Source organism: Thalassobacter sp. HA4-2 (assembly GCF_055693705.1).
Map to the genome: position 1 here is coordinate 329,482 of NZ_JBVFUK010000001.1, position 26,585 is coordinate 356,066.

At 65.1% G+C, this 26,585-nt stretch carries 20 protein-coding genes and 2 pseudogenes; 6 read left to right on the plus strand and 16 right to left on the minus strand.

Annotation, left to right across the window (positions count from 1 at the left end; genetic code table 11):
• Nucleotides 1–91 precede the first annotated feature (91 nt).
• Genes ACZ1G0_RS01575 through hslO form a run of 4 tightly spaced genes read right to left on the minus strand, consistent with a single transcriptional unit; the run spans nt 92 to nt 3,301 of the window.
• Nucleotides 92–595, minus strand: a complete 504-nt coding sequence (locus tag ACZ1G0_RS01575) for a LysE family translocator (RefSeq protein WP_472735338.1) — start codon at nt 593–595, stop codon at nt 92–94.
• Complete coding sequence (locus ACZ1G0_RS01580; RefSeq protein ID WP_472735339.1) at nt 592–1,758, minus strand: CCA tRNA nucleotidyltransferase; 1,167 nt, start codon at nt 1,756–1,758, stop codon at nt 592–594. Before ACZ1G0_RS01580 ends, ACZ1G0_RS01575 begins: the two co-directional genes overlap by 4 nt.
• Entirely contained in the window at nt 1,755–2,315 is a 561-nt protein-coding gene (locus tag ACZ1G0_RS01585; protein WP_472735340.1) for an NUDIX hydrolase, read from the minus strand. Before ACZ1G0_RS01585 ends, ACZ1G0_RS01580 begins: the two co-directional genes overlap by 4 nt.
• Nucleotides 2,312–3,301 carry an Hsp33 family molecular chaperone HslO gene (hslO, locus tag ACZ1G0_RS01590; RefSeq protein WP_472735341.1) on the minus strand — a complete coding sequence of 330 codons (990 nt, stop codon included), beginning with the start codon at nt 3,299–3,301 and terminating at the stop codon, nt 2,312–2,314. Before hslO ends, ACZ1G0_RS01585 begins: the two co-directional genes overlap by 4 nt.
• A gap of 75 nt (nt 3,302–3,376) precedes the next feature.
• On the opposite strand from hslO, the gene ACZ1G0_RS01595 reads away from it, so the two are divergent.
• Entirely contained in the window at nt 3,377–3,811 is a 435-nt protein-coding gene (locus ACZ1G0_RS01595; protein WP_472735342.1) for an NUDIX domain-containing protein, read from the plus strand.
• A gap of 125 nt (nt 3,812–3,936) precedes the next feature.
• Here ACZ1G0_RS01595 and ACZ1G0_RS01600 read toward each other — a convergent pair whose 3' ends face one another.
• A complete protein-coding gene (locus ACZ1G0_RS01600; RefSeq protein ID WP_472735343.1) occupies nt 3,937–6,192 on the minus strand; it encodes a transglycosylase domain-containing protein in 2,256 nt (751 codons plus the stop codon).
• A 216-nt stretch (nt 6,193–6,408) separates the two neighbouring features.
• Here ACZ1G0_RS01600 and ACZ1G0_RS01605 point away from each other — a divergent pair, with 216 nt between their 5' ends.
• From ACZ1G0_RS01605 to ACZ1G0_RS01615, 3 genes are all read left to right on the plus strand, one after another.
• Nucleotides 6,409–6,747: a P-II family nitrogen regulator gene (locus tag ACZ1G0_RS01605; protein WP_472735344.1), complete on the plus strand. Its 339-nt coding sequence runs from the start codon at nt 6,409–6,411 to the stop codon at nt 6,745–6,747.
• A gap of 23 nt (nt 6,748–6,770) precedes the next feature.
• Nucleotides 6,771–8,072 (plus strand): ammonium transporter, encoded by a 1,302-nt coding sequence (locus ACZ1G0_RS01610; protein WP_472735345.1) that lies wholly within the window; start codon nt 6,771–6,773, stop codon nt 8,070–8,072.
• Between the two features lie 241 nt (nt 8,073–8,313).
• Nucleotides 8,314–9,492, plus strand: a complete 1,179-nt coding sequence (locus ACZ1G0_RS01615) for a type III PLP-dependent enzyme (protein ID WP_472735346.1) — start codon at nt 8,314–8,316, stop codon at nt 9,490–9,492.
• 257 nt (nt 9,493–9,749) lie between these two features.
• Here ACZ1G0_RS01615 and trxA read toward each other — a convergent pair whose 3' ends face one another.
• From trxA to regB, 8 genes and pseudogenes are all read right to left on the minus strand, one after another.
• On the minus strand, nt 9,750–10,070 hold the full coding sequence (gene trxA / locus ACZ1G0_RS01620) for a thioredoxin (RefSeq protein ID WP_472735347.1): 321 nt from the start codon (nt 10,068–10,070) through the stop codon (nt 9,750–9,752).
• 68 nt (nt 10,071–10,138) lie between these two features.
• A pseudogene (gene addA, locus ACZ1G0_RS01625) lies at nt 10,139–13,472 on the minus strand (double-strand break repair helicase AddA).
• Nucleotides 13,469–16,432 (minus strand): double-strand break repair protein AddB, encoded by a 2,964-nt coding sequence (gene addB / locus ACZ1G0_RS01630; protein ID WP_472735348.1) that lies wholly within the window; start codon nt 16,430–16,432, stop codon nt 13,469–13,471. The pseudogene addA and the gene addB overlap by 4 nt, the downstream one beginning before the upstream one ends.
• Nucleotides 16,425–17,096 (minus strand): nucleotidyltransferase family protein, encoded by a 672-nt coding sequence (locus tag ACZ1G0_RS01635; RefSeq protein ID WP_472735349.1) that lies wholly within the window; start codon nt 17,094–17,096, stop codon nt 16,425–16,427. The genes addB and ACZ1G0_RS01635 overlap by 8 nt, the downstream gene beginning before the upstream one ends.
• Entirely contained in the window at nt 17,093–18,073 is a 981-nt protein-coding gene (locus tag ACZ1G0_RS01640) for an aminoglycoside phosphotransferase family protein (protein ID WP_472735350.1), read from the minus strand. The genes ACZ1G0_RS01635 and ACZ1G0_RS01640 overlap by 4 nt, the downstream gene beginning before the upstream one ends.
• Nucleotides 18,060–18,542 carry a tRNA (adenosine(37)-N6)-threonylcarbamoyltransferase complex ATPase subunit type 1 TsaE gene (gene tsaE, locus ACZ1G0_RS01645; RefSeq protein WP_472735351.1) on the minus strand — a complete coding sequence of 161 codons (483 nt, stop codon included), beginning with the start codon at nt 18,540–18,542 and terminating at the stop codon, nt 18,060–18,062. The genes ACZ1G0_RS01640 and tsaE overlap by 14 nt, the downstream gene beginning before the upstream one ends.
• A 39-nt stretch (nt 18,543–18,581) precedes the next feature.
• Entirely contained in the window at nt 18,582–20,174 is a 1,593-nt protein-coding gene (locus tag ACZ1G0_RS01650; protein WP_472735352.1) for a PAS-domain containing protein, read from the minus strand.
• Nucleotides 20,175–20,234: 60 nt separating this feature from the next.
• Nucleotides 20,235–21,624, minus strand: a pseudogene (gene regB, locus ACZ1G0_RS01655) (sensor histidine kinase RegB).
• Between the two features lie 136 nt (nt 21,625–21,760).
• On the opposite strand from regB, the gene ACZ1G0_RS01660 reads away from it, so the two are divergent.
• Complete coding sequence (locus ACZ1G0_RS01660; protein ID WP_472735353.1) at nt 21,761–22,315, plus strand: ActR/PrrA/RegA family redox response regulator transcription factor; 555 nt, start codon at nt 21,761–21,763, stop codon at nt 22,313–22,315.
• 399 nt (nt 22,316–22,714) lie between these two features.
• Here the strand turns inward: ACZ1G0_RS01660 and ACZ1G0_RS01665 are convergent, their stop codons facing one another.
• The 3 genes from ACZ1G0_RS01665 to ACZ1G0_RS01675 form a co-directional block, all read right to left on the minus strand.
• Nucleotides 22,715–23,593: a LysR family transcriptional regulator gene (locus tag ACZ1G0_RS01665; RefSeq protein ID WP_472735354.1), complete on the minus strand. Its 879-nt coding sequence runs from the start codon at nt 23,591–23,593 to the stop codon at nt 22,715–22,717.
• A gap of 330 nt (nt 23,594–23,923) precedes the next feature.
• Nucleotides 23,924–24,409: a GNAT family N-acetyltransferase gene (locus ACZ1G0_RS01670; RefSeq protein ID WP_472735355.1), complete on the minus strand. Its 486-nt coding sequence runs from the start codon at nt 24,407–24,409 to the stop codon at nt 23,924–23,926.
• Nucleotides 24,402–25,004, minus strand: coding sequence for an HD domain-containing protein (locus tag ACZ1G0_RS01675; protein WP_472735356.1), 603 nt, complete (start codon nt 25,002–25,004; stop codon nt 24,402–24,404). Before ACZ1G0_RS01675 ends, ACZ1G0_RS01670 begins: the two co-directional genes overlap by 8 nt.
• A 92-nt stretch (nt 25,005–25,096) precedes the next feature.
• Here ACZ1G0_RS01675 and ahcY point away from each other — a divergent pair, with 92 nt between their 5' ends.
• The gene (ahcY, locus tag ACZ1G0_RS01680) at nt 25,097–26,485 is read left to right on the plus strand and encodes an adenosylhomocysteinase (protein WP_472735357.1); all 1,389 of its coding nucleotides are present in this window, start codon (nt 25,097–25,099) and stop codon (nt 26,483–26,485) included.
• Nucleotides 26,486–26,585: the final 100 nt, after the last annotated feature.

Here is a 26,585-nt window from a genome sequence, read left to right on the forward strand (position 1 = left end):
GTAGCGGGTTATCCTGCGAAAACCATGGCCGCCGAGGCGGCCAGCGCCGCCGCCATGGTCAGGTTGAACACCCGCCACGCCGTGGGCGTGGTCAGAAGGTACGCCAGAAGCGTGCCCGCGATGGACCAGAACAGGCAGACAAACAGGTTGATGCCCGAAAAGGCCGACCCGATCCGGGCGGCCTCGGCCAAGGGGGCAGGGCGGATGCGAACCCCGCCGAGGCGGCCAACGCCACGGCCCAGACCTTGGGGTTGATCCACTGGAACAGCACCGCTTCGACAAAGGTGAACGGCTTGTCCCGGCCCTTGTCGCCGCTGGTGGGCTTGGCAACGGCCAACTTGTAGGCCATCCACAGGATCCACGCCGCCGCCCCGATCTGCAACGCCAGCTTCAGGGCCGGGGCCTGCAACAACAGCGCCCCGATGCCAAGGGCCGTCAGCCCGGCGGTGATGCCCACCCCCGTGGCCACGCCCAGCACATGGGGCAGGGTGGGCCGAAACCCGAAGCGCGCCCCCGATGTGGTGATCAGGATCACGTTGGGGCCGGGCGAAAACAGACCGGCAAAGACAAACGCATAAAGGGGGTCGATGGTCATAGGCCCTGCCCCTCCAGCCAATTCAGCAGGGCGCGCGCGTCTGCCGCCCCGCGTGTGGCTACCCATCGCCCGCGCGCGGCGGCCAGCGCTGCACCCAGTTGCGGCCCGGTGCGGGGGGCCAGATCGCGCGCCCTCAGGGGAAAGGTCGCGCGCGCCCCTTCGGCCAGACCGCCCGTGTCCAACGGCACCTCCAGCAAGGCCGACCGCAGCAACAACGCCTGGGCGCCGACGGACGCTCCCAAATGATGTCCAAGGGTAAAGGCATCCGACATGTTCTCTGCACTCTCGCGCAGCTGTGCGATTGCCTTGGCTTCGGACTTTGACAGGCGCAGACCGCTCAGATCTCCGCCAAGGCTGGCCAGACGCACCACCCAGGGATCATAGGCCGAGCGCCCCCCTTCATTGGGTTCCAAATACCCACACTCCGTTTCAAGATGCACCAAGATGGGCAAGGCCTTGGCACCCGCGCCCGGCAGGATCCGTCCCAAAATCCCCGCCTGCGCCATGGTGGCAACGACTGACGCAGGGTCCGGGGCGGCCAGCAACTTGCGCATCTCGTGGCCGATCCGTTCGGCGCTGATCCGGTCCAGGCCCTCTTGGCCCGCGGCACAGGCCGCCAGCCCCTCGGCGTCCATATCGGCCCCGTACCACGCGGTGAACCGAAAGAACCGCAGGATGCGCAGGTAGTCCTCGGTGATCCGATCCTCGGCCCGCCCGATGAACCGCACCCGCCGCGCCCGCAGATCGGGCAGCCCGCCCAGGGGGTCCACCACCGCCCCGTCCGCAGCGGCATAGAGCGCATTCATGGTGAAATCGCGCCGCGCGGCGTCTTGGGTCAGATCGGTGCCAAAGGCCACAACCGCGTGGCGGCCATCGGTGGTCACATCCCGGCGAAAGGTCGTCACCTCGTGGGGCGCACCCCCTGCGATCACAGTCACCGTGCCATGGTCAATGCCCGTGGGCAGGCACCGCAACCCGTCGCAGGCCGCCAACGTCTGGTCCGGCGTGGCAGAAGTCGCGATGTCGATATCCGCCACAGGTGCCCCCAGCAAGGCATTGCGCACACAGCCCCCCACGGCATAGGCCTGATGCCCCGCCCCTGTCAGCCGCGCCAGCACCGCTTGCGTGCCGGGTGCGGCCAGCCAGTCGCCCGTGACCTTCACAGCCGGTCCGCCAGCGCGCGCAGCGTCCGGGCGGTCGCCCCCCAGATGTAATAGGGGCCATAGGGCACGGTATAAAACTGCCGCCATGTGCCGCGCCACATGCGCCGCTCGATGATGTAGTTCGCGGGGTCCATGACGTGGGACAGAGGCACGGTGAACACCTCTTGGACTTCGCCGGCTTCGGGCACGATATCGAAAGGGTCGATTATGGCCAAAACCGGCGTCACCTGAAACCCCGTCACAGTCTCGTGGGGCGGCAGGGTGCCCAGCACGCGGGCGCCGGGCAAACCGACCTCTTCCCGCGCCTCGCGCAGGGCGGCGTCCACGGCGCCCTCGCCCGGCTCCTGCTTGCCGCCGGGAAAGGCGATCTGGCCGGGGTGGTGTTTCAACTTGCTGGACCGTTTCGTCAGCAACACCCGATCCCCCTGCACGGCGATCAACACCGCCGCATCGCGCAGGCGTCGCCCCTCGGGCAGGACCACCCCTGGCACCAGATCATAGTCAGACGTGGCAGCGCCCGCCCCCACGGCAGCGCGCAGGCGGGCCTCGGTGATCATTCTGCCTCGAACCCAAGGGTTTCGGGGCGGAACTTGTAATGCGCCCCGCAGAATTGGCAATCGGCGGTCACCGTGCCCTCCGGCGTGGTCATATGCCCGATGTCCTTGGCCGAATAGATCGACAGAGAGGTGCGCACGCGCTCCTCCGAACAGGTGCAGCCAAAGGTGATGGGCTGGGCGTCATAGACCCGCGGCGCTTCCTCGTGGAACAATCGCACCAGCAGGTCCGTGGGGGCGACTTGGGGGCCGATCAGCTCCATCTCTTCGACCGTGTCCAGCAAGACGTTGGCGCGGGTCCAGTTCTCGGTGCCATCGTCATCCAGCAGGTCGCTGGCCGCCAACAACCCGCCCTCGCCAGACCCCTCTTCGCCCTTGGCAAAGGGGCTGGCCTTGGGCATGTGCTGCAACATCACACCGCCCGCGCGCCAATGGGCCCCGTTGCCTTCGTCGGACCGCCCGTAGGTCAGGGCGAACCGGGTGGGGATCTGCTCGGACTGGGCAAAATAGGTCTCGGCACAGGCGGACAGGGACCCACCGGCCAAGGGCGTGATGCCTTGATAGGGCTGCATGTCCTTGCCCTGGTCGATCAGGATCGCAAAGTACCCTTTGCCCACCATTGAGAACAACGGAACATCCGCGTCCAGCCGATCCGCATCATAGGACGCATAGGCCCGCATCCGCGCAGGGGCCCCATCCTTGGTCGGGCCATAGTAATCCGTTGCAATCAACCGCACAGGTCCGTCCCCGCGCACCTGCAACGACAACTTCCACCGCAGATCCATGGTCTGCCCGATCAAGGCGGTCAGCAGGGCCATCTCGGCCACAAGGGCCTCTACCATCGCCGGATAGCTGTGCTGGGCCAGCACAGCCTCCAACACGCCGTCAAGACGGGCCACACGACCGCGAATATCCGCATTATCGAGCTGAAAGGGCAGAACAGTGTCATCCCAGGCGATGTGAGTGCCCAGATTGGTGCCGGAAGTCATTGGCTTTTCCTTAACCTAGAGGTTGGCTTAAGGACGCCATATAAGCGCCATAACGCCCATTTGAAAGGCCTGCCCATGATCCCCCGCTTTGGCCCCGCCGTCGACCCATCGGTCCGCTACACACTGCGCCCCGGCGCCTATGCCGTGCTGCCCCGGGGCGGACAGGTCCTGCTGACCCATCAGGCGCAGCCCTGGCCCGAATTCCAGCTGCCCGGCGGCGGCATTGATCCGGGCGAAACACCGGTTCAGGCCCTGCACCGCGAGGTGATGGAGGAAACCGGCTACACCATCGCCACGCCACGCCACATCGGCACCTTCCGCCGGTTCGTCTTCATGCCCGAATATGGCATCCACGCCGAAAAGGTCTGCCACATTTTCGTGGCCCTTCCCGCCCTGCGCAAAGGCCCTCCGACCGAGGCGCACCACACCATCCACTGGGTCGACCCGCAAGCCGCCCTCGACTTACTGGAAAACGAAGGCGACCGGGCCATGGCCGCCCGGGTCCTGTAGCACCCCGCCATCCCTCATTGTTCCACAAATACCCTCGGGGGTGAGGCGCGCCGCGCCGAGGGGGCAGCGCCCCCAGACCCCAAAACATCACGTGCGGCGCAGCCGCGCCTTTGGGTCAAACACCGTCAGTCCCCGCGCAGGATCCGACCCAGGGCGCGGAAGGGGTCCCATTCCGGTTCCGCCGCCGGGGCGGGGGCGGGCGCTGGGGGCGGGGCGGGGGGTTTGCGTTCGGCCGCAGCGTCGATCATCGGCAGGTCGCGGATCGGCAGGCCCTCGTGCACGCGCACCATGGTCTCGCGCCAGATTTCGGCGGGCAGGCCACCGCCCGTCACACCGGACAGGGGCGTGTTGTCGTCATACCCCATCCAGACGCCCGCCACATAATCCCCGGTAAACCCGATGAACCACGCATCCCGCGCGGCCTGTGTGGTGCCGGTCTTGCCGGCTACGGGCCGCCCATCGGGCAGGGCGGCGCGCCCGCCGGACCCGACCTCGATCACCTGGTTCATCATGTAGACCAATTGCCGGGCAGAGCTGTCTTGGATCACACGTTCCCCAACGCCGCCCTGTTGCACCAACAGCGGCGTGTTCTCGCCCTGCAAGCGCAGCTCCACCAGACCATAGGGTGTCACAGACGACCCGCCGTTCAGGATGCCCGCATAGGCCCCCGTCATCTCCAGCAGGCTGCTCTCCGACACCCCAAGGGCCAGGGCGGGGCCTGCGGCCAGATCGCTTTCGATCCCGAACTGCTGGGCCACGGTGCGCACGGTGTCCCGTCCCACCTCTTCGGACAGGCGCACGGCGGCGGTGTTCAGGGAGTTGGCCAGCGCATAGGTCAGGGACACCTCGCCGTAGAATTCATTGGTATAGTTGCGCGGGGAATAGGCCCCCGATCCCGGCACATTGATTGTCAGGGGGCCGTCCAGAACCCTGTCGTCGAACCGTTTGCCCAGATCAAGGGCGGCGGCATAGACAAAGGGCTTGAAGCTGGAGCCGGTCTGCCGCTTGGCCTGCACCGCGCGGTTGAACAGTCCCGCGCCACGGGTGGACCGCCCGCCGACCATGGCGCGCACGGCGCCGTCGGCGCTCATCACGACAATGGCCGCCTGCGCCTCGGACCCTTCGCGCACCTTTTCGTCGAACACCTGGGCCAGCGCCTCTTCGGCGGCGGCTTGCAGGCGGGCGTCAAAGGTGGTGCGGATCACCACATCCTCGGTGGTGTCGCGGGTCAGGAAACTGGGGCCGGATCCCATGACCCAATCGGCAAAGTATCCCCCCGCCTGTTCCCGCGCGGCCGCCGACAGCGTGGCAGGGTTGGCCATGGCCTGGGCGTGTTCGGCACTGGTCAGATAGCCCTGTTCGCGCATCAGGCGCAGCACCGTCGCCGCGCGCCGCTGTGCGCGGTCCAGATCGCGGGTGGGGGCGAAATAGCTGGGCGCCACCAGAAGACCCGCCAGCATGGCCGCCTGTTGCGGGTTCAGATCCCGGGCAGGGATGCCAAAATAGACCTTGCTGGCCGCCTCGAACCCGCGCGCGCCCGCCCCAAGGTAGGCGCGGTTCAGGTAGATGCCCAGCACCTCGTCCTTGGTGTACTTGGCCTCCAGAGCCATGGCGAAGGGGACTTCGCGCACCTTGCGCCAGACGCTGCCCACGCGGCAGTCGGCCTCGTACTCCGCCTCGGTCAGGCCGCTGGTGGGATCATAGGGCACGCCCAGACACACAAGCTTGGCCACCTGTTGGGTCAGGGTGGATCCACCGTTGCCCGACAGCGGGCCGCGCCCCTCGGCCAGGTTGATCCGCACGGCGCTGGCGATGCCGATGGGGTCTACGCCCGGGTGCAAGTGAAAGCGCTTGTCCTCGGTCGCAATGATCGCGTTGCGCAGATGCGGCGAGATATCGTCCGCCGTGATCCGTCCGCCGAACTGGTCCCCGCGCCATGCAAAGGTGTTGCCATAGCGGTCGCGCAAGGTGACGGACCCGCGATAGCGCCCGTCCACCAACTCCTCCATGGGGGGGATCAGGGTGTAGTTGTAGGCCACCGCCGCGCCAAGGATCAGGGCCGCCACCGCCGCCGACCGCCAGATGATCGACCAGATCAGGCGGAACACGAACCGGATCACTTGGGCAAAGAACATCAGGACCCGGCCCAGCCCGGTCTTGGCCACACGCTTGCGCCCGCCCTTGGTCTTGGACTGGGCAGCGTGCCATTGACCCGACAGTTTCTTGGCCAGCGTGTTTTGCTTTTGCGGGCTGCGTTTGCGCGCAGGGGTCTTGCGCGCGGGCGCTTTGCGTCGGGACGCGGCGGGGGTGCCGCGCGTCCCTTTGGGGGTGGTTTCGCCATCTGCTCGGGCCTGTTTGAAGGTCTCGCTTTGGGACACCATAGGCGGATCGTGCCGGATTGTGGACCGATAGATTCGCTCCGCCGCGTTACAATTTCGCCTAAAAAAGCGCCTTTGCCTGAAAATTGTGCAAAAACAGCCGCCAATCGTGCTGCGACTGCATAAAATGCGCGTCGATTTGTTGAGGATTGACCCGCCGAGCGCTGACTTACCGACATCGCGATCCGCAAGGGCCGCAACAATCGGAAGGGGAAACTCGTGAAACTCATCATCGCAGCAATCAAGCCGTTCAAGCTGGAGGAGGTCCGCGAAGCGCTGACCACACTCGGCGTGCGCGGCATGATGGTCACCGAGATCAAGGGCTTCGGCTCGCAGTCCGGTCACACCGAAATCTACCGCGGCGCGGAATACGCCGTGAACTTCGTGCCCAAGGTCAAGCTGGAGCTGGTCGTCGCCGACAGCATGGCCGACCAAGTGGTCGAGACCATTCAGACGACTGCCAAGACCGACAAGATCGGCGACGGCAAGATTTTCGTCCTCGACGTGAACCAGGCCGTGCGTGTGCGTACCGGCGAAACCAACGACGAAGCGCTTTAAGCGTTCTGAAGAGGGATTTACCTATGTCCAAGAAACTACTCCTGACGACGCTGGCCACAATGGCCCTGCCGTCCGTCGCGCTGGCCCAAGACGCCGCGCCCGATGTCTACCCCTATATCCTGACCACGCTGCTGTTCCTTGTGGGTGGCTTTCTGGTGTTCTGGATGGCCGCTGGTTTCGCCATGCTGGAGGCGGGCCTTGTCCGCTCCAAAAACGTGACAATGCAGCTGACCAAGAACATCGCCCTGTTTTCCATCGCGGCCATCATGTACTGGCTGGTCGGCTTTGGCATCATGTACCCCGGCGAATGGCTGATCGAAGGCTGGCTGGGTCCGTTCTTCGCCATCACATCGCTTGAACCCGTCGGCCTGGCCGTCGAAGACGCCGCCCTGGACTATGCGTCCGCCGGGTCGGACTTCTTCTTCCAGCTGATGTTCTGTGCCACCACCGCGTCCATCGTGTCCGGTACTCTGGCCGAACGTATCAAACTGTGGCCCTTCCTGATCTTCGTGGTCGTGCTGACAGGCTTCATCTACCCGATCGAGGCATCCTGGCAGTGGGGCGGCGGCTGGTTGTCCGAGGCAGGCTTCTCTGACTTCGCAGGCTCCACCCTCGTGCACGCAGCAGGCGGTTTCGCAGCCCTGGCCGGCGCCATCATCCTTGGCCCCCGTCTTGGCAAATACAAAGATGGCAAGACCATTCCGATGCCCGGTTCCAACCTTGCACTCGCCACCTTGGGTACGTTCATCCTGTGGCTGGGTTGGTTCGGCTTCAACGGCGGCTCGCAGCTGGCCATGGGCACCGTGGGTGACGTAACAGACGTCTCGCGCATCTTTGCCAACACCAATATGGCCGCTGCCGCCGGTGCTGTCGCTGCCCTGATCCTGACGCAGGTTCTGTACAAAAAGGTCGACCTGACCATGGTGCTGAACGGCGCGCTGGCGGGCCTTGTGTCCATCACCGCTGAACCCCTGGCCCCCTCGCTGTTCGGCGCGCTGCTGACCGGTGCCGTGGGTGGTGTGATCGTGGTCTTCACCGTGCCAATGCTGGACAAGTTCAAGATCGACGACGTCGTCGGTGCCATCCCGGTCCACCTGATTGCGGGTATCTGGGGCACGCTGGCCGTGGCCTTCTACACCGGCAACTGGGGCGCACAGATCATGGGCATCGTGGCCATCGGCGCCTTCGTCTTCGTCACCTCCGCCATCGTGTGGTTCATCCTGAAGGCGACCGTGGGCATCCGCGTCACCGAGGAAGAAGAGATCAACGGTCTCGACAAAGCCGAACTGGGCATGGAAGCCTACCCAGAGTTCTCCAAGGGCTAGACCCTCGCAAATCAAACCAAGCCCGGGCGCGCAGGTGCCCGGGCTTTTTTGCGTTTTGGGGTGCAGAAAACGCTTGATCGGAATCAAGACCGGTTGTACGCGGCGCTCATAGACGCCAACGCACGCGCCTCTGGCGAGGTGGGCAAGTCCCCACGCGGTTACGTAGCGACGGTAACGTCTCTTTTGGAAGTGAGCGGTCTGTGCCCCGAAGGGGAATGGCCGGGTCTATTGGAGATGACCAATGAACGCATACGTAACCGACCTGTCGGGTCGTACCCCTGTCTGTGCGCCAGAGTTTGCCCGCACCCGCGTGGAAACCTATATCGCCAGCACCGATTTCGAAATCCCGACCCTTGTGATCGACACCGATGTGGTGGCGCGCAACTACGCCGACCTGTCCCGGGGTCTGGGCCGCGCCCATATCCACTATGCCGTCAAGGCGAACCCACACCCGGCGATCCTGTCCCGGCTGGTGGCCCTTGGGTCCGGGTTCGACGCGGCGTCCCGTGCCGAGATTGCCCAATGTCTGGCGGCGGGCGCACAGCCCCACCAGATCAGCTTTGGCAACACCATCAAAAAGGCAGCGGACGTGGCATGGGCCCACGCCATGGGCATCACCCTGTTTGCCGCCGATGCGGAGGCAGAGCTGGACAAGATCGCCGCCAACGCCCCCGGCGCGCAGGTCTACATCCGCGTGATCGTCGACAACCCCGAGGCCGACTGGCCCCTGTCGCGCAAATTCGGCTGCGCGCCCGCCAAGGTGCTGTCCCTGCTGGCCCATGCCCGGCAGGCGGGCCTGACCCCCGTGGGCCTGTCGTTCCATGTCGGATCCCAAACGCGCGAGGCACGCATGTGGACCGGCACGCTGGACCAGGTGGCGGCAATCTGGGCGGCCGCTGCGGACTATGACCTGCACCTGCTGAACATCGGTGGCGGGTTTCCGGCCTACTACGGCCAGGACATCGCCCCCATGGACGTCTACGCCCGGGATGTGATGGCGTTGATCGACGCGCGCTTTCCGGGGGCCAGCCATATCATGGCCGAACCCGGGCGCGGGCTGGTGGGGGATGCGGGGGCCATTGCGGCCCAAGTCCTGCTGGCCGCCAAAAAGTCCGAGGATGACGTGCACCGCTGGGTCTATCTGGACATCGGCAAATTCTCGGGGCTGGCGGAAACGATCGACGAGGCGATCCGGTATCAGTTCATCACCCCGCGCGATGGCGACCCCATGGGGCCTTGCGTGCTGGCCGGGCCAAGCTGTGACAGCGCGGACGTTCTGTACGAACAGCGTCCCGTGCAGCTGCCGCTGTCGTTGCAATCCGGGGACAAGGTGATCATCCGCAACTGCGGGGCCTATACCTCGACCTATGCCAGCGTCGGGTTCAACGGCTTTCCGCCCCTGGACGTGGTGGTCCTGTAGCGGCCGGTGGCGCCGCGTCGGGCGGTGTCCCTGTGGCCACCGTCGCACCCGCGGCGCGGTGCACCGTCATGCGTGCATCGGGCCGGCTGGCATCAACCGTTGTGTTGATTTGGCACAGGTCGGCGCAATCCCGCGCCACGGGGCCGACCTGATCCAGACCATGCACGGGTTTGCCGCGACCCGTGCGGGATCATGCACGAGTCACGCCCACAAAAAAGGCGCCCCAAGGGGCGCCTTTTTCGCGGATTTGTTCGGGATCAGACGCTTTCGTCGATCCAGCCCTTGAGGGCCGCCTTGGGCGCTGCGCCCACTTTGTTCGAAATCACTTCGCCATCTTTGAACATGAACAGCGCCGGGATGCCGCGCACACCCATCTGTGCGGGGGAGTTCGGGTTCTCGTCCACGTTCACTTTGACGATTTTGACCTTGCCTTCGTACTCTGCAGACAGCTCTTCCAGGGCGGGGCCGATCTGCTTGCACGGGCCGCACCATTCGGCCCAAAAGTCAACGATTACAGGGATTTGCGACTGACGCACTTCGGCGTCAAAGGTGTCGTCGGATACAGCAACAGTGGCCATGGAATCATCCTTTGTGGGGGGCCGCAGGGCGGCGATTGGCCGGAACGTAAGAACGTGAAGGGGCGGCGTCAACCATCCGTTGTTGTGGCCAGCGCCCCCATCACTAGATCGTGGGGCAATTCCATCAGCGTCGCCGTGCGGGTCCACAACAGGGCCGTGCGCACTTGTTTGTCCGGATAGATATGGGACAGGGCGTGGGCATAGGCCCCCATCTGGCGCAACAGGCCAAGGGGCGTGTCTTGTGGTGCGTCGGGAACCACTACATTTGATTTGAAATCAATAGCTTGCACGTAAGTATCGGTCACGATCAGCCGGTCGATGATCCCCTCTAGGGGCTGGTCCGAACCCGGTAGGGGCGGCGCGGTGAAGGGCACCTCGGCCAGCGTGCCCGGGGCGAAAACCTGCGGCAGGGCGGCCCGGGTGGCGGCGGCCTCGGCCCTGATCTGGTCGGCATCAAGGCCTTCGGGAAGGTCGGGCAGGGGCATATCACCGTGTTCCAGCAACAGGTGCAGGGCCGTGCCGCGCGCCTTTGCGAGGTCTTCGGGCAGGGCATCGCCCTCGCTAACACCTTGACCTGTCATGATTTTCGCACCGCCAAGCGCCGATGGGCTGATTGGGGCAGGCGCCACCTCCGGCGCGGGAGCATGGCTGTGCAGCCAGCCCGGCGCGCTGATCCGAGCGGGGGGCGTGACCGTTGGGGCCGTGCCCGGCGTCGTCCAATCCCCCGATTGCAGGACCAGCCCGCCGTCAGGGGTGGCCAGCGCGCCAAGGGCCTCTGCCCCTGCGCGGATCATCTTGTACCAGCTGGAGTTTTCACGCCTGCTGTCGCCCAAGGGGCCAGCAGCCCCGACGATCAACCACGATTCCGCCCGGGTCAGCGCGACATACAGCAACCGGTCCGCCTCTTCGGCCTGCACGGCGCTGCTGGCGGCGCGCGCTTGGATCAAGGACACCGGGCTGTCTTCATTCGAGCCTTTCCAATAGGTTAGCCCCTCTGGTCCCTCGACCAACGCCGCGCCGCGCCCGCTGCGCAGGGCCTCCGTTTCGGGCAGGATCACGATGGGGCTTTCTAACCCCTTGGCCCCGTGGACCGTCATCACCCGGATCAAACCGCCGCCCGAGGCTTGCTGGCGTTTGATCTGCACGTCATCGGCGTCCAGCCAGCCGATGAAGGACACAAGGTTCGGCACCTCGGTCGCCTCATAGTTCAGGGCGAGGTAGAGCAGGGCGTCGATCCCCTCTTCACACTCCTGCCCCAACCGGGCCACCAGGTTGCGCCGTCCGCCGTGGCGGGTCAGCATCCGGTCCAGCAATTCGTAGGGACGGCGGTAATCGGCCCCGTCGCGTAGGTCCGTCAGAATGTCCACGGCGACAGGGTGGGTGTCCCGCGCGTCCCGCAAGGCGCCCCACAGGTATTGCGGCCCGCGGTTGTGGGCGAGGCGGAACAGGTCCTGCTCCGACAGTCCGAACAGGGGGAGCGCAGAACGGCGGCGAGCGACAGATCATCCTCCGGCGTGGCCAGAAACCGCAACAGTGCCGTCAGATCGCGCACTGCCAACTCCTGCGCCACGTTCATCACATCCGCCCCGGCAAAGGGCAGGCCCCGGCGTTTGCATTCGGCAATGATCGCCCCGTACAGCCCCTGCGCCTGCGCACGAGGATGGTGATGTCGCCGGGTTGCACGGGGCGGCGTTCCTTCTTGACCTCGATCGGCGTGCCTGCGTTCAGGATGGCCTCGATCCGGTCGGCCACGGCCACCGCCATGCGCACGTGGTGGTGGTTGCGGGCGGGGCGGTCCACGGCGTCGAACCAAGTCCGGTCTTCGTCCTCTTCTTCTTTGATTTCAGGGATATGGGGCAGGATGTCCACGCGGCCCGGTTTGGTATCAAAGAAGGCCGCATGGGCCACGTCGTCGCCCGCGCCAGGGGCTTTGCCGCCGCCGCAAACCTCGTCCACCAGTTCCAGCAACAGGGGCGAGGTCCGGAAGGAAAAACGCAATTCTTCGGTCTGGAAGGGCGCGTCGATTGCGGCGAAGGCTTGGGCAAAAGCGTCGCGTTGGGTGTCGAACTGGCTGGGGTCTGCGCCTTGGAAACTGTAGATCGACTGTTTCTTGTCCCCCACCACAAAGATCGTGCGCGTGACGTCGGCCCGTGCGCCTTCGCCCGTGGCAAATTCCTGCGCCAGGGCGCGCACCACCTGCCACTGGATCGGAGAGGTGTCTTGCGCCTCGTCCACCAGAATGTGGTCGATCCCGCCGTCCAGTTTGAACAGCACCCATTGCGCCACGTCAGATTTCGATAACAGGGCATTGGCCCGCGCGATCAGATCGTCGAAGTCCAGCCAGCCCCGCGCGGCCTTGGCGGCTTCGATCTGGGCCAGATAGGGTTGGGCAAAGGCGTGCAGGGCACAGGTGCGTTCGGCGGCCATGTAGGCCCGGCGGCGCGCGCTCCATTCGGCGCAGCGTTCGGCGATGTGCAGCAGGGCATCATAGGCATCGCCAATCTGCGCGGCGAGATCCTTGTTCAGGGCCGGATTGGATTTGGGCCCGAAGGGGGATTTCGTGGCGGGCCCTTGCAGCAACATGCCCTCGAGCGTGCGCACATCCGACAGCCCCGGGGTGTCCCAATCCATCCCCTCGATCTTGCGCGCAAGGCTGCCATTTTTGCCCTTTTCCTCGTGGGCGATCAGGGGCAACAGGGCGTGAAAGGCGTCTTGAGCCACGGGGAACAGCTCGCCGATCATGGCGTTGAGGTCAAAGGCGGGATCGGCGTCCAGGGCGTCGAAAATCTCCTTGCGGCTGACAGGCGTGGCAAAGGCCTTGCGGGTGTTGATGACCGCCTTCGTGAAGGCCTCTGCGTCTTGGTCGGTCAGGTGGCCTGCGACCGCGTCGAACAGGGCCTCCCCTTCCGCGCTGTCCACAAACGCCTCTAGGGTGTCGGCGGCAAGGATGCGCTTCTGGCGGTCGTCCATTTCGCTGAACTGCGGTGACACGCCCGCCTCTAGGGGAAAGCGGCGCAGAAGGGACGCGCAGAAGGCGTGGATCGTCTGAATTTTCAGGCCGCCCGGCGTCTCGATCGCCCGGGCAAACAATGTGCGCGCATGAGAAAGTCGCGCCGCATCGGGCACGTCGGCGCCCATTTCGGCCAGCGCGTCCGTCAGTTGCGCATCCGTGGCCATGGCCCATTCACCCAGTTGCGCGAACAGGCGGTTCTGCATCTCGCCTGCCGCCGCCTTGGTGTAGGTCAGGCACAGGATGCGTTCGGGCGGCGTCCCGTCCAACAACAACAGCGCCACACGGTTGGTCAGCACGCGGGTTTTGCCAGAGCCCGCGTTTGCTGACAGCCACGTGGATAGGCCGGGGTTGGCGGCGGTGATCTGGGCGCGGGTGGCGGCGTGCATCATGGGTCCAGCCTTATGGTTTGTGCCGTGGCGGTGTCATCCCATTCGCCCAAGCGGGCCAAGTGGTCGTAGCCGTAGTCATAGGTGATCTTCTGCATCGCCCGCCGCGCGGTGTAGCCCTTGCCCGGCGCGTCATAGGACGAAATCAGCTGGATCAGCCCCGCCCGCACCTGGGCCAGCAGGTCGTCGGTCAACTCCACCGGGGTCTCTTCGCCTGTGCCCGACAGACTGAGGTAAGACAGGCCGCTGACCTTGCGTTTGCCGAGGGATTTGAACCCGCCGTCCTCGACGATCAGCGCTTCCAGAGGCAGTTGTTTGTCGAACAGGTGCTGCACGTCCGGCGAGGGGGCCTTGCCGGTTTTGTAGTCATAGACCACCACAGTCCCGTCGGCGCGGGTGTCGATCCGGTCCGCTTTGCCCGACAGGCGGAAGTCGCCAGCGGGCGTGGTCACGGTGGTGCCGCCCTTTTCCTCGATCAATCCGGGTGTGCCCTGCGCGCGCCGCTCCGCCTCGGTTGCAAGGAACCACGGGACCGTGCGCATCAGCTTGGCGCGCCACAGGCGGCGGTTGGCGGGCCATGGAGATTGTTCCTCCAGAACCCGGGTCAGAGTATCCTCCATCAGGGCGGCGGGGTCCTCGGGCAGGGCGTCCGGCGTGGCCTTGATGAAGGTCTCCAACACATCGTGCAGGACCGATCCGCGCAGGCGGGCGTCCGGGCTTTGGCGCAAGGGGTCAAGGGGGCGCAGACGCAACACATGGGCGGCATAGATCGCGTATGGATCGCGGATCAGCTTCTGGATCTCGGTCACCGACAGGCTGCGCGGGCGGGCGGCCACGGGCGGTGCGGGCGACGGGCGTGGGGCCGGGTCCACGGCGGTGGTCGGCAGGTCTAGGGTTTGGGCCAGCGCGGTCCACTTGCTCCCCCTTTCCCGCATCTCCGCCAGCGCGCCTTGGCCCGTGTCGCCCAAGCCCGACAGCAGGTTCGTCAATCGGTTCAGCCAGCGCGAGGGCACGGTTTCCGTTTCCGCATCCCGGATGGACCGGGTCAGCCAGACCTTTGCCCCGCTGATCGCCTGTTGGAAATCGTGCGCCGACAGGCCGACGCGGCGGTCCGGGGATCGCAGGCCTACTTGCGCGCGCATGGACCTGTTCATCCACGGGTCGGGATTGGGCAGGCCCGGCCATGTGCCGTCGTTCAGCCCGGCCAGGATCACGGTGTCGGTGGCTTGTATCCGCGCCTCCATCGGGCCCCAGATCAGGACCTGGGGGTTGGGGCGCACGGGATCGCGCACCTCGCCGCTGAGGGCATCGGTGGCCAGCGTGGCATAATCCGTCGCCGTCATCGGGGCAGAGGTTTCCTTGGTCAGCGTGTCCATTGCGGCGCGCGCTGCCTCGCCCTCTTTGCCGTCCCAAATTCTGTCGCTGCGGGTCAGGGCCGTGATCAGTGCCAGATGCGCAGTCAGATGGGTGCCAAGGGGGACGTCGGGGACGGGCGTGCGCAGGGTGTCTGTCACCCCCGCCAGCCAGTCGACCCATGGGCCAATCGTCGTGTCCGGGTCCAGCCCCCGGTCCGCGCGCCGGGCCTCGCGGGCGTGGGCCCAGTCGCGCAGGGCCGGACCGTTGGGAAAAGGCATGCCGCCGCGCAGGGCCTCAAGCTCCAGATCCCGGGTGTGGCGCAGGTGCTCGCCGCGCAGATCGTCCCGGTGCACCAGTGGGTGTTTCAGAACCGCCAGCAGGTCTTCGCCGGTGATCTGCTTGCCGCGCAGGCGCGCGACCATGCGCAACAACCGACCGGGCGCGGACAGGCCAAGGGGCAGGCCCGCGCTGTCGTCCGGCTCGATCCCCCAACGGTCCAGCGCCGCCGTGACCTGTCGGGTCAGCATCCGGTCTGGCGAGATCAGGGCCACGGTCTCCCCGGCCTCGACGCCCGCGCGCAGGCGCAGGGCGATGGTCAGCGCCTCTTCCCGGGCGTTGGCGGCCTCGACCAAGGTCAGGCCAGCGGTGGCCGTTGTCAGGTCTGGCAGGTCTGGCCCCTCGGTCCGCCACTGGTCTGTCACCGGGGCCGGGCGCAACGCCAGCGAGACCAGCGCGTTGCGTTCGGGGGCGGCGGGGGCAAGGGTGGACCATTGGGCCACGTCGCCCGGACCCGCGCCAATGGCGGACAACAGGGCGTGGTAGCGGAACTGCGGATGTTCTTCGCCTTCGCCCCGTGTGGCGGCCTCGGCCAAGGCGGACCAAACTGCGTCCGGCGTGTGCCCATCAAAACCGGGCAGGATCAGCGCCCCGTTGGGCAGGGCCATGACCGCCTGCATAAGGCGCAGGGTCGGCCCCCGCGACCCGGTGGAGCCTGCGACGATCACCGGACCTTTGGGCGGCTGCACGGCCCAATGCGCGGCCAATGCGGCCACGGCGCGGGATTGCCGGGCCTCGGGCGTGATGATGCGCGCGGCTTCCGCGTCCAGATCGAGGTAGTCCGTGACGATCCGCAAGAACCGCAAGGACCGTTCCCAGTGTTCCGACAATTGGTCCGTTTTGATCGTTTCGAGGGCGGCGGCGGGGACGTGCTCCTCCTCCATCTCGGCCAACAGGTCACGCAGGCTTTTGGCCAGATCGAAGGCCGCGCTGCGGGGGGCAAGGCCCGGCATCGCATCCAGCAGCTGGCCCACCAGTTGCGCCAGTTCAAGTTGGATTGACAGGTTCGTGGCTGCGTGCGGCAGGGGTGCCGTCGGGATCAGGGCCGCCGGGTCGCTGACCACATGCAGGCGCGGCAGGAACGCAGCCCCGTCCGCACGGAACAAGGCCTGTAAGCGGCGGGCCATGCGGCGGGTGTTGACCAACAGGGTGACGCGGGCCATCGCCTCGGGCGGTTGATCTGCCATGCGGGCGCGCAGACCGTTGTACAGCGCGCGCGAAAAATCGACGCCCATGGGTTCGCCATAGACACGGGGGGCATGTTCAAACATGGCGCAGCATATCCTCTGCCAGCGGGATGCCTTCGGGTGTGCCCACATCGGCCCACCCGCCCGTGTGTAGGGCCCCGCCCACGCGCCCTGCGGCTAGCATCGGCGCCCATAGATCGCGCAGAGAGAAGGCGGTTTTGTCGATGGCGTAAAGCCCTTCGGTTTTCATGATGGCGGCCCCGGTGAAGGTCAGCCCCTCCGGTTGCACACTGGCCATGCCGTCGGTGATCGCAAACTTCCACCCGCCCTCGCCGCCCAAGGCCCGGGTGGGGTCGATCAGCAGCAACAGTGCATCCATACGCTCCGGGTCCCACGCGGCGCGCAAGGTGTCGGCGGCCATTGGGCCGGTCCATGCGGCGTCGGAATTCAGGGTCATCACCGGGTCCGGGCCAAGCACGGGCAGGGCGTTGCGCAGACCCCCGCCGGTTTCCAGAACTTCGCCCGCTTCTTCGATGAAGGTCACGTCGCGCGGATCGAGGTACCGGCGCAATTGCGCGGCGCGGTAGTGCCCGTTCACGACGATCTTGCCGGGGTGCGCCGCGTGCGCTTGATCCAAGGCGTGGTCGATCAGGGGGCGGCCCGCCACCTCGACCAGCGCTTTGGGGCGGGTGTCCGTCAGGGGCCGCATCCGGGTGCCAAAGCCAGCGGCGAAGATCATCACGTTCATCGGCGCGCCTCGATTTCTGCCAGTTTTTCCGGGGTTGGTGCGGGCAGGTCGGCAACGAGGGCGGCGAGGGTGGCAAGGTCCGGGTGCGCCAGGTCGCGTTGCAACAGGTCCCAAACGCGCGGGATCAGGGGCAGATAGCCTGCCTTGCCATCCCGCAGCCATAGCCGCGCAAAGACGCCAAGGATGCGTAGGTTCCGCTGTGCGCCGCAAATCGCGTAGTCGCGGGCGAAAGTCTCGGGGCTCGTGCCGGTGGTGGAGCAGTAAAGGGCGATCATCGCAGCCTCGGTTTCGGGGTCCACGTCCCGGCGCGCGTCTTGCAGCAGGGACACCAGATCATAGGCCGCAGGACCGATCATGGCGTCTTGAAAATCAAGCAGACCGACCCGCGCATCGCCCGCCTGATCTGGCAACCACAGCAGGTTTTCTGCGTGGTAGTCCCGTTGGACCAGCACGCCGGGGCCGCTGATTGTGGCGGCAAGGCGGGTCACTTCGGCGCTGATCGCAGCCTCGGTCTGTCGGTCCGGCGCGTACCAGACGCTGACCAGACCGGCCAGCGATCCCATGGTGGCGGCGTCGTAGGACGCAACCCCCGTGGGCAGTGGGGCGCGGTGCAGGGTGATCAAAGCCTGCGTTGCGGCGGTGTAGAGCTGCGCCTCCAGATCGGGGGCGCGCGCGAGGACCCGGGCGAACAGGTCGTCGCCCAGATCCTCCAGCACCAAAAACCCGTTCTCTGCGTCTTGCGCCAGGATCGCCGGTGGGTTCAGGCCGATCGTGCGCAAGTGTTCCGCGATACGCACAAAGGGGCGGATGTCTTCGCCCTTGGTCGGAGGGGCGTCCATCAATACGACCGTGGTGTCGCCCATGTGCAGGCGTTCGTACCGCCGGTTCGATGCGTCACCTGCAAGTGGGGCACGCCGCGCTTTGGCCCACGGGGTGGTGTCCAGAAAGGCGCGGATCAGGGGGTCACGGTCGGTCATGCAAAGCCTTCAGTCCCGGGCGTAAATGCGCCGGCAGGTTGGTAATGGTGAGTGTGCGGTGGTCGGGGTCGTCCGTGTGGTCAAACGCAAAGGTTGTGGCACCATCGGGCGTGTCGGCCCCCAGGCGATCTGGCCATTCGATCAGGCACAAAGCTGTGGTCCAAGCGGCATCAAGGCCCAGTTCCAGCACCTCGTCCGGGTGGGCCAGGCGGTAAAGGTCACAGTGCCAGATCTCTAGGTCACCGGCTGCGTAGGTTTGCACAAGCGTGAAAGTGGGGGAGGGGACGTCTTCGGGCGGTTGCCCCGCCTGTCCCTGAAGGGCTTGGATCAGGCTGCGGGAAAAGGCGGTCTTTCCAGCCCCGACAGGCCCTTGCAGCAAGACCGTATCACCTGCGCGGAGGCAGGGCGCCAGCCCTTGGGCGAGCGCATCCGTGTCCTGCGTCGATGTCAGTAGGTATGTTGCATCCATGCCCGCCAGTTAGCCGCCCGCGGGCAGGGGCCGCAAGGGTCAGCTGGCCACGCGCGCCGTAGAGAATTCAAGGGCGGGACGTGTTTCTGCGGCAACTGCTGTTTCCTGCTTGAAGGTCACAAGGGTCATACTGCCGGGCAGGGGGGTCACGCGCAGATCTAGGTCGGTGCCTTTTTGCATGCGAATTGTGTCGGACCATTCCGCCCGATCGTTCATCGAACTGACGAATTCGCGCAAGTCCCCCCACAAGGGGTTTGGGGCGCATGCGGATTGCCAGCGGCCGACCGTGTGCGCGACCGATGCTTCGCCCGAGGCAGAAAGGGGGTCGTGGTCCCACAGGGCCACATACCCTTCGTTCGTCAAAAGAACCTGACCTGCGGAAGAGAACACCACCATTGCGTCATCGCAGGCATTGATCACGGCCTGAAACAGCTCCAACTCTGCGCGGAATTTGCGCGTGGCGGAGATGTCTGCGCTGATGTCCTCGATCAGCAGGGCAATCGCTCCGTCAGAGTGAGGGCGGGCTGTCACACGGTAGGTCTGGCCGGTGGGCAGGGTCCATGTTTCCTCGTAAGTGCCCCGGTCGGGCATTTGATCCAAGTTGACCAATCCGTCGCGCCATTGCTTGTAGTTCTTCGGCTCCGGCAGGCGTTGACGTTCGCGCAGGTTGTCAAAAAAGCTTTGCAGTGTTGGGCGGCTGGTCAGCCATGCGCCGTCCAGTTCCGTCAGGTCCATCAGGGCCGGGTTGAACAGGGCCAGCGCCCCATCGCGGTCAAAGATGGCCAGACCTGTTGGCAAAAACGCAAAGGTCTTTGTGAGGGTTTGAATGAACGTCCTCAGCGATTCCTCTGCTTTGACCACGCGGTCCAAGGGGACCGCATGGGCGAAGGTGATGCCGTTGATGGGCTCAGCCGCTGAAAGCTCAAACCACGATGGGGCGGTTTGATTGGCCACGTCCAGCTTGCGTCGCCCTTGGCCTGTTGCCATGCCATCCAGATTGGGAAACAGGGCGGGCATGGGCCAAACCTGCGCCGCCTCCGCCCCCTTGGAGGTTTGGACGGCGGTGCGATAAGCCTTGTTGGCCCAGATCACACGCCCTTCTGCATCGCAGGCCCAGCCGAGGATGGGGGTCGAATCCGTGGCTGTGCGCAGAGTCGCAAGTTCGCGGTGCAGGCTGTCGTTGGTGGCACTGTCCACGCGCAGGGTGGTCTGATCCTCGCCCGCGGCGGCAACACTGATCCGAATGCTGTCCCCGTCCTGCGTACCGGATATGTGCATGATGTCGGTGCCCAAGCGCCCCTCCAGGTGGAACGCCTCGCCGGTGGTGCGCAGGGCGGCAAAGGCCGGTTCTACCCCGTCGGTCAGTTCGGCCAGCGACGCCTCCAGCGCGTCCCAGGCGCCCAAATGATCCACCGGGGTCGGGATCAAAAAGCCCGCGCCCGAGGAATGGCTGATCAAATACCCGTCCTGAAATACAAAGGTGCGCGGTTCGGAAAGCATGTCCTGAGAGGTGAATTGCGGCCCCGCGTGTACCCGTGTGGCCAGCATCAACAGCGCGGCGTAGACCCCGAGGGCGGCCACAAAACTCAGCCCGCCGATAAGGGACAGTTGTAGCAAACCGATCTCAGCCATGATCACACCTCTCGCGCTTTCCCACATAATGAAGCCAGAGTGCTTAACGACCGGTTAACGTCACAAATCGAAGGGCTGGTTCTCGCCCAATGGCCCCTTGGAGGTGTCGATAATTGCGGCTGCGGGCCATGTCACATTGACGATCGCACCGGAGCGGTCGCCCTTTTCGGATTTCTCAAGAAACGGGTCGGACCCGTTGGCAAAACTGACCTTGGCCCCGGTGCGTTCCAACAGGGTCTTGGCGATGAACAGGCCAAGGCCCATCCCCTCGTACCCCTTGCGCCCCTCTGACGCGCCCCGCGCGGGTTTGCGGCGGCGCAGGAAAGGGTCGCCGATGCGGTGGATCAACTCGGCCGGGTAGCCGTCGCCGTCGTCCACAACGCGCACCTGAATGGTATCGTTGGTCCAGTGCACGTCAATCCAAACCCGGGCGGTGGCAAAGTCAACGGCGTTCTGGATCATGTTGCGCAGCCCATGCATCAGCTCTGGCTTGCGCATGACGATGGGGTGGACGGGGGCGCCGGGATTTCGGCCATCGGTAAAGCTGTAGATGATGCGGATCCCCCTGTGTTCGTGGGGCTCTGCCGCCTCGCGCACCAGGGCGGACAGGGGCACGGTGCGCAGGTGTTTGTCGTCCTTGCCCGCCCGCCCCATGGACCGCATGATGTCGCGGCACCGGTCGGCCTGCTGCCGGATCAGTTGGGCATCCTCGCGCAGCGCGGGGCTGTCGTCCAATTCATCCGCAAGCTCGCTGGCCACAAGGGTGATGGTTGCCAGAGGCGTGCCCAACTCATGGGCAGCGGCGGCAATCACACCGCCCAGATCATGAAGCTTTTGTTCCCGGGTCAGGGCCATTTGCGTGGCGAACAGAGCGTCGGACATGGTGTTGCGTTCGCGCGTGACCCGGTAGGCATAGGCGGACAGAAACAGCGTGCCCACGATGATCGCAAACCAGAAGCCCACCAAGTAGATCTCGGGCATTTCCAGAATGAACCCTTCCTGCGTGCGCAGGGGGATGTGGAAAAATGCAAGGACCGTCATCAATACAAGGCTGATGGCGCCCAGCAACAGGGTGGACCGCAGGGACAGGGCCGTAGCCGAAATCGTCACGGGCGCGATGAACAGCAGGGCAAAGGGGTTGTTCAGCCCCCGTCAGGAACAGCAGAAACGTCAGTTGCGCCACGTCGAACAACAGGGTCAGCATGGCGTCCCGGTCCGACAGGCGCTGGTTCACGGGGAACACGGTCATGGCCATCAGGTTTGCGATGACCGACGATCCAACCGCCAGAAAACACAGGCCTAATTCGATCCGCAGGGTCAGGAAAAAGCTGGCCACCACCAGCGTGATCGTCTGCCCCAACACCGCCATCCAGCGCAGGTTGATCAACGTGCGTAGGCGGACCCGGTCGTCACGGGCGCCGTAGGGGATATCGGTGTTTGCTGTGCTCACGCCGCACACCCAAAGCCTGAGCGCGCCGAAAAGCAAGCGAAATGAAGCAGCACACCCATAAGCTGCAACGCGCGGCATTTGACGGGACGCAAAAAGCCGCCTACCAATAAAGAAAAACAGCCAGGAGGAGACCGGAGTGGCTGATGAAGGGACACTGGACCTAGGACCAGACAAGACACTGCTTTTGGTAGATGACGACGAGCCGTTTTTGCGCCGTCTGGAACGCGCAATGGACAAGCGCGGGTTCGAGGTCGAGGCGGCGTCAAGCGTGGCCGCCGGCATCGCAATCGCCACCGCCCGACCCACGGCCTATGCTGTGATTGACCTGCGGCTGGAGGACGGCAACGGCCTTGATGTTGTTGAAGTTCTTAGGGAAAAGCGCCCCGACGCCAAGATCGTCGTACTGACGGGATATGGTGCGATTGCCACGGCGGTGGCCGCGGTCAAGATCGGGGCCACGGATTACCTGTCCAAGCCTGCGGATGCCAATGACATCTGCAACGCCCTGCTGGCCAAGGGCGATGACCTGCCCCCACCCCCGGAAAACCCCATGAGCGCGGATCGCGTGCGGTGGGAGCATATCCAGCGGGTCTACGAGCTATGTGATCGCAACGTGTCGGAAACCGCGCGCAGGCTGAACATGCACCGTCGCACATTGCAACGCATCCTTGCCAAACGCAGCCCCCGGTGAGGTCCAAAACCCGCGATTTTGACGATCTGGGTTTTACCCCCGAAAACACCCCCGAAACCCACCCCGATTTTTTGTCGGGTTGCGCGCGGGGGGCTTTTGGCTTTGGCGCTGTCGGTGGCCTTGTCGGGCTGCGGGATCAGCGTGCCGCCTTCAGCCCCTGTGCCAGCCGTCACGTTCCAAACCACGGCCACCGGCCTGACGGTCCTGCCTGACGGGCGCGAGATCGGCTTTGGCCGGGATTGGGACAATGTCTCTGCGACCCTGACCGCCCTTCTGGGCCCGCCGTTGGACAGTCGCGCGTGCGGCACGCGGGTGGTCACGCGCTGGCCCGGGGGCTGGCGCTGGTCCATGACGACAAACGCTTCGTCTCGGTGGGGTGTGACCGGACGAGCTGACCGGTTAGGCGCCTGCGGTCACCTGCCGCCGCAACCAGCGCGACAGGGTGCGTCCCCGTGGGGACACCAGCCCCGGTTGCGTCACCAGCCAATAGCCCAAATCGTCCGAGGTCTGCGCGCACAGCTTGACCAGCGCGCCCGAGGCGAGGTCCCGTTCCGCCAGCGCGCTGGATTGCAGGGTCAAGCCCAGCCCCGCGCGGGCGGCGGCGAGGATCATGCCGTTGGTGGCGAAGGTGCGGATCTCCATACAGTCTTCGTCCAGACACAGGTCTCGTGCGAGGATGTGCTTTTCCGCGCGGCTGTCGTCCATCAGCCAGATGTGATCCTGCAAGGCGCGCACCTCGGTCACGGGCGCGATCCCCATGGACGGCGCGGCACAGACCGCAAAATCGCCCAGCAGAAGGGGCTGCGCGTCTAGGCCCGGCCAGTCGCCGCGTCCGTACCGGATGGCAAGGTCGATCCCGTCCCGGCGCAGATCTATCACGGTGTTGCTGGGGCGGATCGTGACGTCGATGTCCGGGTGATCGGCCCAGAACGCGCCGATGCGGGGCATCAGCCAGTTTTCCGCGAACGAGGGCGTGCAGGCAATCGCCAAGGGCCGATCTTGGGTCAGGGCGGTAATCTGGGCGCAGCCTTGGGCGATGGCGGTGAAACCGTCCGACAGGGAGGCCGCCAGCAGCGCCCCCTCGGGGGTTGGGGTCATGCCCCGGCCCGTGCGTTTCAGCAGGGGCAGGCCAAAGTGCGCCTCCAGGGTGCGGACGTGCTGGGCGATGGCGGCGTGGGTCACGTTCAGTTCCCGCGCGGCGGCGGAATGTGCGCCGGTCCGGGCCGCAGCCTCGAACGCGCGGAGCGCTGGCAGGGAGGGGAGAGTGCGCCAATCCATATTGTTAGTTATACTTACAGTATGGAAATTGTCCAGAGTCGCATTGGCCAGGCCTGTTGGCTAGCAAGGGGCATCACCAGACAGGAGAGACCCGATGTTCACCCCCTTGCCGATGCCCTGTTCCGCAGCCGCCGCAGCCGCTGGTCGCCCCATGCGTCCATGGAAAAACGCAAAACCCTGCAGGGGTATAAAGATCAGGAAGAGGCGTTTCGCGCCCATTTGATGCGACACACCCACTATCGCTAGTCTTTGCGCGCCTTGTGCGGGCGGATTTGGGTATTTGTGACCCAATGAAGCCCGGGCCGTGTGTCGGGGCCAAGGCGGCGCATTTTAGTAAAGGTCGAAGCGTTTGAGGACCTTGTCCACCACGGTGCCGTCGCCAAGCGTCACACCCACCACCCGTTTGTAATCGCGAAAGCCCCGGGACTGGTAGTAGGTCATACCGGGCGTGTTGTCGGCGCGGATGTGGGCGTTGATCCATTGATAGCCCAGCTTACGGGCGGCGAGCTTGCTGGCCTCGAACAGTTTGGACCCGATCCCCAGCCCCGTGCGCCCCTCGGCCACGAAGGTGCCGATGTCGCCCGCCTCGGGCGGGATCTGGTCCCATGGGGCGACCAGTTGGAATCCGAGGATCTCGCCGTCCTGTTCGGCCAGCAACCAGCTGGATCTGTCCGGCGCGCGGTTCATCCAGTCGCGCATGTAAACGGCGTTGATCGTGTCGGTCATCGCCGTCGTGCCGCCGGTGCGGATAATCGCGTTCAGCAGGTCCGCCATGGCGGCGGCGTCAAACGGTTGGGCGGGGCGTATATTAAGCATCCATCGCTTCAAGCAGCTCTGCATGGCGGGCGGTGTAGTCGGCGCGGACCTGCATCGGGGGGCGCAGGCGGATCGTCAGGCCGTGGGTCAGGGCGGGGTCGATGCGGCCAAAGAACTTGTCGGCCTCGGCCGGGGTGAAGCCCGCGATCTGCGTTGCCTCCAACCAAGCGGAGACCTTGTCGGCGGCCTTGATCTGTTTCTTGATCCGGGCAGGCACCGTTGCGGGCAGGCCGTAGCGCAGGTGGATGGCGGCCATCAGGCGGTCGTCCAGCCTTTCGTACCCCGGACCCACGGCGGCCTTCACGGGGCTGATCATGTCACCGATCACGTATTCGGGCGCATCGTGCAGCAGGGCCGCCATGCGCCATTTGGCGGGCGCATCGGGGTTTTGGCGGGCGAACAGCGCCTCGACCAGCAGGGAATGTTCGGCCACGGAATAGGCGTAGTCGCCCCGCGTCTGCCCGTTCCAGCGCGCCACAAAGGCCAGACCGTGGGCGATATCCTCGACCTCGATATCCATGGGGGTCGGGTCCAGCAGGTCAAGGCGGCGGCCCGACAGCATACGCTGCCATGCGCGGGGTGGTTTTGGCGGCATTTAGCACCCTTTCACGAGGCCGTGGACGTTTCGAGGGGACAGTGTTAAGGCCTGCCCAATTGAATTCAACCCGTGACGAGGAGCCATCCAACATGGCAAACGATTATATCGTAAAAGACATCTCTTTGGCAGCGTTCGGCCGCAAAGAGCTGGACATTGCAGAAACCGAGATGCCGGGCCTGATGGCGCTGCGCGAAGAGTTTGGTGCGGCCAAGCCCTTGGCGGGCGCGCGGATCGTGGGGTCGCTGCACATGACGATCCAGACCGCCGTTCTGATCGAGACGCTGACCGCCTTGGGGGCCGATGTCCGCTGGGCGTCGTGCAACATTTTCTCGACCCAAGACCATGCGGCGGCTGCCATTGCCGAGGCCGGTGTGCCTGTGTTTGCGATCAAGGGGCAAAGCCTTGAAGAGCATTGGGATTACCTCGACAAGTCGTTCATGTTCGAGGACGGCCCCAACATGATCCTGGACGATGGCGGCGACGCGACCTTGTACATCCTGCTGGGTGCCCGTGCCGAAGCCGGGGAAGAGATCATCCCCGTGCCGCAGTCCGAGGAAGAAGAGGTCATCAAGCAGCAGATCGCCAAGCGTATGGAAGCCAGCCCCGGTTGGTTCACCAAGATGAAGGGCCAGATCAAAGGCGTCTCCGAAGAGACCACCACCGGTGTCCACCGCCTGTACGATCTGCACAAGAACGGCCAGCTGCCGTTCCCTGCGATCAACGTCAACGATTCCGTCACCAAGTCGAAGTTCGACAACAAATACGGCTGCAAGGAATCGCTCGTGGACGGCATCCGCCGCGCGACCGATACGATGCTGGCCGGTAAGGTTGCTGTCGTCTGTGGCTATGGTGATGTGGGCAAAGGATCGGCCGCGTCGTTGGCCGGTGCCGGTGCCCGTGTGAAGGTGACCGAGGCCGATCCGATCTGTGCGCTGCAAGCGGCCATGGACGGGTTTGAGGTCACGCTGCTGGAAGACGAAGTCGCCACGGCAGACGTGTTCATCACCACCACCGGCAACAAGGACGTCATCCGCATCGAGCACATGCGCGAGATGAAGGACATGGCGATCGTGGGCAACATCGGCCACTTCGACAATGAAATCCAGGTTGCTGCGCTGAAGAACCACAAGTGGACGAACATCAAAGAGCAGGTGGACATGATCGAGATGCCCTCGGGCAATCGCATGATCCTGCTGTCCGAAGGGCGTCTGCTGAACCTTGGTAATGCCACGGGTCACCCGTCCTTCGTGATGTCCGCGTCCTTTACCAACCAGGTTCTGGCGCAGATCGAGCTGTGGACGAAGGGCGAAGAGTACCAGCCCGGAGTTTACATCCTGCCCAAGCATCTGGACGAGAAGGTCGCCGCGCTGCACCTTGCCAAGGTGGGTGCGAAGCTGACGAAACTGGACAAAGAGCAGGCCGATTACATCGGCGTGCCACAGGACGGTCCTTTCAAGCCAGAGCACTACCGCTACTGAGCGGCGGGGCCGGGGACTGGGGGCATCGAGCCCCCGCCCCCGGATGAGAGGCGCTGCCTCTCAAACTCTCCGAGGGTATTTTCGGAACAATGAGGGGGTG